Source organism: Neobacillus drentensis (genome assembly GCF_036966985.1).
Classification (GTDB): Bacteria; Bacillota; Bacilli; order Bacillales; family Cytobacillaceae; genus Neobacillus; species Neobacillus drentensis_E.
Genome location: NZ_JBALSN010000085.1, coordinates 525 through 6,686, shown reverse-complemented (window position 1 = coordinate 6,686; position 6,162 = coordinate 525). Strand labels below are relative to the sequence as shown.

At 40.3% G+C, this 6,162-nt stretch carries 9 protein-coding genes and 1 other RNA gene; 7 read left to right on the top strand and 3 right to left on the bottom strand.

The genetic code is table 11. From position 1 onward, the window contains the following. From V7659_RS06345 to ssrA, 3 genes are all read left to right on the top strand, one after another. On the top strand, positions 1–528 hold a 528-nt coding region (locus V7659_RS06345), incomplete at its 5' end, for a S1 RNA-binding domain-containing protein (RefSeq protein ID WP_335538879.1). A 91-nt stretch (positions 529–619) separates the two neighbouring features. Further along, a complete protein-coding gene (smpB, locus tag V7659_RS06340; protein ID WP_026567812.1) occupies positions 620–1,087 on the top strand; it encodes an SsrA-binding protein SmpB in 468 nt (155 codons plus the stop codon). A gap of 190 nt (positions 1,088–1,277) precedes the next feature. Then, positions 1,278–1,613, top strand: a transfer-messenger RNA (tmRNA) gene (ssrA, locus tag V7659_RS06335). Between the two features lie 333 nt (positions 1,614–1,946). Here the strand turns inward: ssrA and V7659_RS06330 are convergent. Both V7659_RS06330 and V7659_RS06325 read right to left on the bottom strand, forming a co-directional pair. After that, a complete protein-coding gene (locus V7659_RS06330; protein WP_335538877.1) occupies positions 1,947–2,354 on the bottom strand; it encodes an LAGLIDADG family homing endonuclease in 408 nt (135 codons plus the stop codon). A 153-nt stretch (positions 2,355–2,507) separates the two neighbouring features. Then, positions 2,508–3,185 (bottom strand): spore coat protein, encoded by a 678-nt coding sequence (locus V7659_RS06325; protein ID WP_420491706.1) that lies wholly within the window; start codon positions 3,183–3,185, stop codon positions 2,508–2,510. A gap of 182 nt (positions 3,186–3,367) precedes the next feature. Here V7659_RS06325 and V7659_RS06320 point away from each other — a divergent pair, with 182 nt between their 5' ends. From V7659_RS06320 to V7659_RS06305, 4 genes are all read left to right on the top strand, one after another. Beyond that, positions 3,368–3,940 carry an IMEF encapsulin system ferritin-like cargo protein gene (locus tag V7659_RS06320; protein WP_335538875.1) on the top strand — a complete coding sequence of 191 codons (573 nt, stop codon included), beginning with the start codon at positions 3,368–3,370 and terminating at the stop codon, positions 3,938–3,940. Positions 3,941–4,037: 97 nt separating this feature from the next. After that, positions 4,038–4,253 carry a hypothetical protein gene (locus V7659_RS06315; protein WP_335538873.1) on the top strand — a complete coding sequence of 72 codons (216 nt, stop codon included), beginning with the start codon at positions 4,038–4,040 and terminating at the stop codon, positions 4,251–4,253. A gap of 4 nt (positions 4,254–4,257) precedes the next feature. Then, on the top strand, positions 4,258–5,106 hold the full coding sequence (locus V7659_RS06310) for a family 1 encapsulin nanocompartment shell protein (RefSeq protein ID WP_335538871.1): 849 nt from the start codon (positions 4,258–4,260) through the stop codon (positions 5,104–5,106). Positions 5,107–5,109: 3 nt separating this feature from the next. After that, positions 5,110–5,505: a 2Fe-2S iron-sulfur cluster-binding protein gene (locus V7659_RS06305; protein WP_335538870.1), complete on the top strand. Its 396-nt coding sequence runs from the start codon at positions 5,110–5,112 to the stop codon at positions 5,503–5,505. 43 nt (positions 5,506–5,548) lie between these two features. Here the strand turns inward: V7659_RS06305 and V7659_RS06300 are convergent, their stop codons facing one another. Continuing rightward, positions 5,549–6,016, bottom strand: coding sequence for a hypothetical protein (locus V7659_RS06300; RefSeq protein ID WP_335538869.1), 468 nt, complete (start codon positions 6,014–6,016; stop codon positions 5,549–5,551). Positions 6,017–6,162 lie beyond the last annotated feature (146 nt).

Here is a 6,162-nt window from a genome sequence, read left to right as displayed (position 1 = left end):
GTAGATGCTGAGCGGGAAACCGATGAATTGAAGAAAGCGGAGTATATGGAGGACAAAATTGGCGTTGAATACGACGGTATTATCAGCTCTGTAACGAATTTCGGAATGTTTGTCGAGCTGCCAAATACGATTGAAGGCCTCGTTCATGTCAGCTATATGACCGATGATTATTATCGTTTTGACGAGCGTCATTTTGCGATGATTGGCGAGCGGACAGGAAACGTGTTCCGAATTGGTGACGAGATTACCGTCCGGGTAGTTAAGGTGAATAAAGATGAACGTTCCATCGATTTTGAAATTGTCGGCATGAAAGGAACACGCCGGGAACGTGTTGAGACGCCAAGGGTTTTCAGTACGGGCAGCGAATCGAAGAAGCCGCGGAGAAATAAACAGCAAGGCGGCGGTCGTGGTCAAGGCGGCAACACTAAGTCTGAGGGCGGCAACGGCCAAGGCAATAAAGTGAAGAAAAAACGTAAATTTTATGATAATGTGCCAAAAAATAAAAGTAATAAGCGGAAAAACAAATGATTTAGGTAGGGGGCCTTTTGTAAGGCTCCTTTTCATTGTCCTATGGGTTCTGTTCTGCTAAAATAAAGCCTAAGAATGAGGTGAAAAAGATATGCCAAAAGGTGAAGGAAAAGTTGTTGCGCAAAATAAAAAGGCTTACCATGACTATTTTATCGAAGAAACCTATGAAGCTGGGATTGTACTGCAGGGGACCGAAATTAAGTCAATTCGTGGGGGAAAAGTGAATCTTAAGGATGCCTATGCACGGATTCAAAATGGTGAAGCCATACTTTTCGGAATGCATGTCAGTCCGTATGAGCAAGGTAACATTTTTAATCATGACCCATTACGAACACGAAAGCTATTACTCCATAAGCGCGAAATTAATAAACTAATCGGTGAAACAAAAGAAGCAGGTTATGCGCTTGTTCCATTAAAGCTTTACTTGAAAAATGGTTTTTGCAAAGTGTTAATCGGGCTGGCGAAAGGTAAGAAGAATTACGATAAGCGTGAATCCTTGAAGCAAAAAGAAGCAAAGCGTGAAATTGAACGAGCCTTCCGCGATCGTCAGAAGATGTAATTCGTTGCGTAATGTGAATTGGAAATTATTTAACAGATACTTACAATTGAAATATGCTGACAGTATGTTATAATAAGTTTGTCGCTAAGTTAGCGATGAGATACTTTGCTCAAGGACAATTGTCTGAGCATCCTAACGTCTACGGCTTTAATCTTTCATTAGATTGCAGCTCCTTTTATTATGGGGACGCTACGGATTCGACAGGGGTAGTTTGAGCTTAGGTCGCGAGTCGAGGGGATCGGCCTCGTTAAAACGTCAAAGCCATAACTGGCAAAACTAACAACAACCTCGCTTTCGCAGCTTAATACTGCATAGCGGTTCCTCCCTCCATTGCCCATGTGGTAGGGTAAGGGACTCACTCTAAGTGGGCTACGCCGGATTCCACCGCCTGAGGATGAAGGAAGAGAACAACCAGGCTAGCTGACCGGACGCCGGTCGATAGGCATATGGCTTCAGCGAAACACCAATATATCGACTACACTCGTAGAAGCTTAAGTGGCGATATCTTTGGACGTGGGTTCGATTAGTTATTAGTCGCCTTGTGTGGTAACACACGAGTGAAAATCTGGCTTTATCGGTGAAACCTAAGTCACTTCATTGTGATAGGGCAATGCCGAGCGGTATGTGGAGTAATCCAACAGCCGTGTATCGACTTATAGGCTGCCATAGAAATGGTAGTACTAGGATGCGAAATCCCGCCTTGAAGAGGTAAATTTATGATTCGCATAAGACGCCAGAGGACCTGTTTGATGACAGGTTCAAGATATAGTCAGTGCCATGACGAAAGCATGGAAGAGCACGTCCCACCGTCTCCACTACATAGTGGAAAGAAAAGATCAGCAGAGATGCTGGTCTTTTTTTATATCTCGAAAAAAGAATTTTCGAAGGCAATTTTTTTTTCTAATAGTACTTTGGTGTATTTCCCATTTCTTGGTGTAACCAGTTCATAGTGTTTAAGTATCCATATTGCTCGATTTCTTTTTTTATCGACTCTTAAATAAGGTGTAACATGATTTAATAAAGACAGTACAGTTTCCTTATTTTTTATACTCAGTGTGTATGAATCCTTATGCCGTTCAGGATTATAGTTCTTCTTATTATTGATGGTTCCCTCTGTTATTACCTGAAGATAAATTAATAATTCCTTATCGGTGGATGCAATAGTTATACATGGGCGTCGATGTTCCTTTTCATGCATTCTTGTTAATGTGATTGTCCCTTCTCCATCAATAATACCTGCAATATAGGCAGCTTCCCAAGATTCCATTTAAATTCCTCCTTAAGTTTTTTTTACATTATTTCCGAAACGTATGTTCTATTGTTATTTTACTATTTGCAATTGCTCTTTTCAAATTTAAATAAAAAAGCTATCCCATTTAAGGATAGCTCGCTAATACTTCTTTTACATGTACCAAAGTATTTAATGATTCATATTAGAGTTAATATTCATATTTGCGTTCATATTCATGTTCGTATTGTTTGCTTGAGGCATTCCCTGCGCAGGGGCAAATGCATTAAGCAGTTGATTCATATCCTGCTGGGCAAGCTGTGGTACTTGGTAGTAATGGTGTTTATTTTGATAAATCGAGATTTCATAGGCCATTTCAATGCAATTCGGAACCGAGTCTGCTAGCACCCGACGGACAACTGGGTTCGTCACTTCTAAAGCGGCCATTGTCTTCATCGAAGCACCTGATTTTACACAACCAAGCATCATACTGGAAACGCACTCGTCTGTAAGCTCGGAAACAGATTGCACCGGCTTTTTCGGCTGGGACGGTTTTAAGCCATAAACAAAGTCATTTCCTTGATTCATTTTATAGCTCTGTGTTGGTTTGGAAGGATTTTGCCCCGTGCTGAAACATTCTAAAGTAATGTTATATTCATCCTGCATAAATTGATATTGGCGTTCCAGAATATCGAGTAATTCTGGGTCTTTTACATGTTGGCGTAACATTAAGTATTGATCCAATGTCCCAATGGTTCCAGAAAGCACTTCATGGACATCAAATACTTCATGGCCACCATGATTTAATTGTTGAGGTACATTCCCTGTATGCATATTTTGGTGCATTGGCCCCTGTTGATTTTGCAACATTTTGTATCTCCTCCTAAAGGTATTGGCATAACCATATTTATTATGTTACAAGGAAGAAGAGTTATGCTCTAAAATACTGTCCATAAACGGAAATAGGATTGTTAAAATTACTAATAAATAGGTATTAAAAGCACTCTCTAGCGTCAATAATGACTGTAGTTAAGAAACTAGGGGTGCTTAGGATGAAAGAGGAATTAAAGATTTTTTATCAAATTTTTACGACTACCAAAGATGCGATTGAAAAATTTATGAATATGCTCGACCCGGTCATTCAGAACGCCACCGATGACCACGAGCGACTTTACTACCATCATATTTTTGAGGAAGAGGAGCAGCGGCTTTCACGTTTAGTCGAGTTAATTCCGCTTATTAGTAAGTTTGAAAATGAAAAGGATGAGAAGGATTTTGCACCGACCAATAATGAGTTTAATCGGCTTCTCCAAGAGCTGAATCTTGAAAAATTCGGGTTACATAATTTTGTTGAACATTTAGATTTGGCTCTATTTCGATTTACTGACGAGGAACGAAGCACCTTGCTAAACCAGTTGAGGGAGGTATCCTATAAGGATTATCAGCAAGTCAAAGCGATGTTGATCGACATCAATAAAAGGTTCGATAATGACTACGTCGACCCACATGCGCATCATGATCACGACCATGATCACTTAGACCGGTCAGTTACCTCTTCTAATGCTGTCCCAGTTTCGTCTTCGGCTAAATATAAAAAGGGGTTTACCGTGGGGAGTTTAATTTAAGTATTTTTACATAAAATTTATTCGAATTTGGTGTTTGGCGGAAAGAATGGTGGATTTGGCGGAATCCGTCTCAAGTTTGGCGGAATAATTCCAAGATATGGCGGAATCCACGCTACAATTGGCGGAATTCCACCCCAAATCGGCGGAATACCAGCATGGTCACACTATCGAAGCTTCAAACGGCGGAATCTTTCCGAAGTTTGGCGGAATAAATATCACCCATGGCGGAATCTACCTCAAAATCGGCGGAATCATCGGACTCCACCTACCAAACCCAATTCGGAAAAATAACCACTTGAACAAGAGAGGATAAACTAATGAATAAATCGCACTTATATCCAGATTCACCGTTAAATGACCAAGAATTCAACCAATTAGATCAAACCGTCATTGAGTCAGCACGCAGACAGTTAGTTGGCCGGCGCTTTATCGAACTATATGGTCCGCTTGGACGAGGGATGCAGAGTATCCCAAATGATATCTTTTTAGAAAATATGGAAGCAAAAATGGATTTCCAGGGCTCCTTTGAGACGATTGTTGAATCCAGTAAACGTGTAAATCACACGATTCCCTTACTTTATAAGGATTTTGTCCTCTATTGGCGTGATATCGAACAGACCAAGACGCTCGATATTCCGATTGATTTTTCACCGGCTGCCAATGCTGCCAGAGACGTAGCTAACCTGGAGGATCAGATGATTTTTCATGGCGCAAGAGAGTTTGATATCCCGGGATTAATGAACGTCCAAGGCCGGCTGACGCACTTGATTGGGGAATGGTATGAATCCGGAACAGCTTTTCAGGATATAGTCGATGCTAGAAATAAATTGCTTGAAATGAATCATCATGGTCCGTTTGCGCTTGTCCTATCACCAGAACTCTATTCCCTAATCCATCGAGTCCATAAAGACACCAATGTGTTAGAGATTGAACATATTCGAGAGCTAGTGACCGATGGTGTGTTCCAATCACCCGTATTAAAAGGGAAAACAGGTGTCATACTTAACACTGGACGAAACAACTTAGATCTTGCTGTTTCTGAGGATTTTGATACAGCCTACCTGGGCGTGGAAGGGATGAATCACCCGTTCCGTGTATATGAAACAGCGGTATTAAGGATTAAGCGACCTGGGGCTATTTGCACACTAGAAGCAATAGGGGTTTAACTGGTGAACAATCGAACTTTTACGGTTGGCTCTCTTATTCCAGGAAAAATGGCGCCCGTACCGAAGTCTCCTGATATAGTCGAAAGACCATTATTTGAAAAAGAAGGACCAAAAGAGCAATACACTGCAATTAAGGAAGTACCTACTCCTGAAAAAATAATTGTTTTGCAGAGTGGGAATAAATTTGAAGTTGCACCTGCTAAAGGGAAACTGCTTGATGTAGCACTCAACCAAGGGAAGCCCATCAAATATAAATGCCAAAAAGGAACCTGCGGACAATGTACGGTTCAAGTCCTGCAAGGTCCAGGTCTATCGAAACCAAATGAACAAGAACATAAAAAACTTGGCAATGAAGTAAACAATGGCTATCGATTAGCCTGTCAAACAGTCATCCTATAGACAAAAAAACGAGGTCCACTTATAAAGTGGGACCTCGTTTTTATTAAGCATATAATTGCACTAATTTATCTTCAACTGGGAATGGAAGCGAGATATTGTGGTTTTTTAATTCTTTTACACTAATATCACGGACAAGTTTCAAGGCTTCTTTTTTAAAAGAGTTAGTGACAAAACCGTTATTCACTTCACATAATTTTTGTAAATATTTCAAAGTATCGTGCAGTAAATACTGTTTAATATAAGTATTATTCAGCTGGCAAATTAATTTGTGCTGCAGGCCTTTGATAACAGCAATCTGGTCCACATGTGCAATCACATTCGCACCATCTTGGTCAATAAAACCAACAGATACATAATGACCCTTTGAGATATCAACATTCGTAAACACGGGGTTAAGATAGGTTTCACCTGATGATAACCGAATCGAATCAGCTTCAGCCGCACCGCCGATTTTCCGTTGATTAGAAATAACCGTGTGAATATCCTTCAACCCATATAGCATGTTAAACATGTTGAATCCCCCTCCATTAATGTCTATAGTGCTAATAATAACGATAATGAGAATCATTGTCAATGGGTGTCAGGCACCAATTTGTGGAGGTTTTAAGAACAAAACAACTAAACTCTGAGTTTTCAAATATAAGAATACTATCCTGT

What these genes read in the sequence shown, in the direction of transcription:
- smpB (WP_026567812.1), top strand. Translation starts at nt 620, where the DNA reads ATGCCAAAAGGTGAAGGAAAAGTTGTTGCGCAAAATAAAAAGGCTTAC.
- V7659_RS06330 (WP_335538877.1), bottom strand. Translation starts at nt 2,354, where the DNA reads ATGGAATCTTGGGAAGCTGCCTATATTGCAGGTATTATTGATGGAGAA.
- V7659_RS06325 (WP_420491706.1), bottom strand. Translation starts at nt 3,185, where the DNA reads ATGTTGCAAAATCAACAGGGGCCAATGCACCAAAATATGCATACAGGG.
- V7659_RS06320 (WP_335538875.1), top strand. Translation starts at nt 3,368, where the DNA reads ATGAAAGAGGAATTAAAGATTTTTTATCAAATTTTTACGACTACCAAA.
- V7659_RS06315 (WP_335538873.1), top strand. Translation starts at nt 4,038, where the DNA reads ATGGCGGAATCCACGCTACAATTGGCGGAATTCCACCCCAAATCGGCG.
- V7659_RS06310 (WP_335538871.1), top strand. Translation starts at nt 4,258, where the DNA reads ATGAATAAATCGCACTTATATCCAGATTCACCGTTAAATGACCAAGAA.
- V7659_RS06300 (WP_335538869.1), bottom strand. Translation starts at nt 6,016, where the DNA reads ATGTTTAACATGCTATATGGGTTGAAGGATATTCACACGGTTATTTCT.